Here is a 2,536-nt window from a genome sequence, read left to right on the forward strand (position 1 = left end):
TCAATCTGCCAAGCACACTGCACCTATGAATGGGTATCAGGTAGGTGATGTGCCGGTAATCGGGCGTGAGGGGCTGTTGCGGCTGGTCGCGGTGGTCGAGCGGCTGCGGGCCCGGCAGTGTGATGCGGAGAGTGGGTCGTCGTGGACGACGCAGGGGACGGCCGCCCCAGAGCCTGGCCCGTCAGGGCCCGGGCGAGGAGGTGTGGGCGGGGCTGCCGGAGGTGAACCGGCTGCTGGCGGTGCGGTGGCTGGCGAGGTTAGCGGGACGGGCTCTGCCGGGAGCGGTAGCTGCACCGTCGGCGAGCGGTGAGACGGGTCGGTCATGACGTCGTTGATGCCGTGGGAGCGGACCGGCAGCAAGGTCACCGACCGGCAGCTCACCCGGCTCGCGGTCGTGTACGTGCGGCAGTCGAGCATGCAGCAGGTCGCGGATCACCAGGAGTCGACTCGGTTGCAGTACGCGCTGGTGGACCGGGCGGCCATGCTGGGCTGGCCCGCCTCGCGGGTGGTGGTGATCGATGAGGACCTGGGGCGTTCCGGGGCGAGCGCGGTCGCCCGTTCGGGCTTTCAGCGTCTGGTTACCGAGATCGGGCTGGACCATGTCGGGCTGGTGCTGGGCATCGAGATGTCTCGCCTGGCACGATCGGGGAAGGACTGGTATCAGCTCATCGAGTTGTGCGCCTTGTCGGGTGCGCTGCTGGCGGACACCGACGGGGTCTACGACCCGGCAGAGCACAATGACCGGTTGCTGCTGGGGCTGAAGGGGACGATGGCCGAGGCCGAACTCCATCTGATCAAGCAGCGCATGCAGGCCGGACGGGTGAACAAGGCCCGCCGCGGAGAACTGGCCGTGCCGCTGCCGATCGGCTACGTGCGCCGGCCGTCGGGCGAGGCGGTCCTCGACCCGGACGAGCAGGCACAGACCGTGGTGCGACTGGTGTTCGCGAAGTTCGCCGAGCTCGGCACCCTGCACGCCGTGCTGCGCTGGATGGTCGAGCACGGGATCGAAGTGCCGGTCCGGTTGCGCCGGGGCCCGGACAAGGGCGAGCTGGAGTGGCGGCGGCCGAACCGGATGACGCTGCAGTGCATGCTGCACAGTCCGGTCTATGCCGGGATCTACGCCTATGGGCGCCGTCGCATCGAACCCCGCCGGCAGCAGCCGGGACGCCCCTCCACCGGCAGGGTGGTGCGCGGTGAGGACGAGTGGCTGGTGTTCATCCCCGGCGCACTGCCCGCCTACATCACCATCGAGCAGTACCGGGCCAACCTGGCCCGGCTTCAGGCCAATGCAGCCCGGGCCGAGACCCCCGGCGCCATCCGCAGCGGCCCCGCGCTGCTGGCCGGGCTGGTGCGGTGCGGCCGCTGCGGCAAGCGCATGACCGTGCGCTACCACCGGCAGGCGGGCAGCACCCGCCCCGACTACGTGTGCGCCCGGCAGATGACCGACTACGGGGCCGGGGAGCGGTGCCAGGCCCTGAACGGGGCCTGCGTGGATGCCTTCGTCACCGCCCGTGTCCTGGCCGCGCTGGCCCCGGCCGCGCTTCAGGTCTCCTTGCACGCCACCCAGCAGGTCCTGGCCGAGCGGGCCGAGCTGGAGAAGATCTGGTCGAAGCGGCTGGAACGCGCCGCGATCAACGCCGACCGGGCCCGGCGCTGTTACCGCCTCGCCGAGCCCGAAAACCGCCTGGTCGTAAGGCAGTTGGAAAAGGACTGGGAGCAGGCCCTTGCCGCCCAGCAGACCCTGCAGGAGGAGTACGACCGCTTCACCCTGACTCGCCCACGCGCCCTCACCGAAGCCGAGCAGCAGGCCATCACCAGCCTGGCCGGCGACATCGAGGGCCTGTGGAGCGCGCCGACGACCACCGACACCGACCGCAAAGAGATCATCCGCGCGCTCGTCGAGCAGGTCACCGTTACCGTGCTGGGCACCAGCGAACGGGTCACCGTCACCATCACCTGGGCCGGCGGGCAGACCACCACGGGCGAGACCGTCCGCCCTGTCGCGCTCCTGCAGCAACTCAGCTACTTCCCGCAGATCAGGGAACGTGTCCGCGAGCTGGCCGGGCAGGGGCACCGGGCCGAGGCGATCGCCCGGCGCCTGCACGCGGAGGGCTTCCGCCCGGCCCGCGGACGCGGGAACCGGATCAGCGCCAGCGCGGTCAAGGAGATCCTGCGCGAACTCGGCTGCCTGCCGCCGCCCGCCCGCACCCCGTCGGCCCCGCCACCCGGCGAAGAACCAGGCCGCGACGAGTGGTGGCTGGACGACCTCGCCGCCGAACTCGACATGCCCGCAGTCACCCTCTACTCGTGGATCTACCGCGGCTGGGTGAATGCCCGCAAGGAATCCCGACGCCCCCACCGCTGGATCCTCCACGCCGGACCCACCCAACTCACCGAACTCCGCGAGCGACGCACCCGCCCGCCCGGCTGGTACACCCGCCTACGCTGGACCGACACCGAACCACCCACCGCCGCCCAACACGGAGATCAAACAGCCAGTTCCCCTATATGAGTGCACTGTGGTTGACACATCTCG

1 protein-coding gene is annotated in these 2,536 nt (G+C 70.5%); it reads left to right on the forward strand.

Annotated features, from left to right (window positions below; translation table 11 throughout):
- Nucleotides 1–322: 322 nt before the first annotated feature.
- Nucleotides 323–2,512 (forward strand): recombinase family protein, encoded by a 2,190-nt coding sequence (locus ABZ453_RS51000; protein WP_359026887.1) that lies wholly within the window; start codon nt 323–325, stop codon nt 2,510–2,512.
- Nucleotides 2,513–2,536: the final 24 nt, after the last annotated feature.

This window comes from Streptomyces sp. NPDC005799, assembly GCF_040630525.1.
GTDB lineage: Bacteria > Actinomycetota > Actinomycetes > Streptomycetales > Streptomycetaceae > Streptomyces > Streptomyces griseorubiginosus_B.

What these genes read in the sequence shown, in the direction of transcription:
- ABZ453_RS51000 (WP_359026887.1), top strand. Translation starts at nt 323, where the DNA reads ATGACGTCGTTGATGCCGTGGGAGCGGACCGGCAGCAAGGTCACCGAC.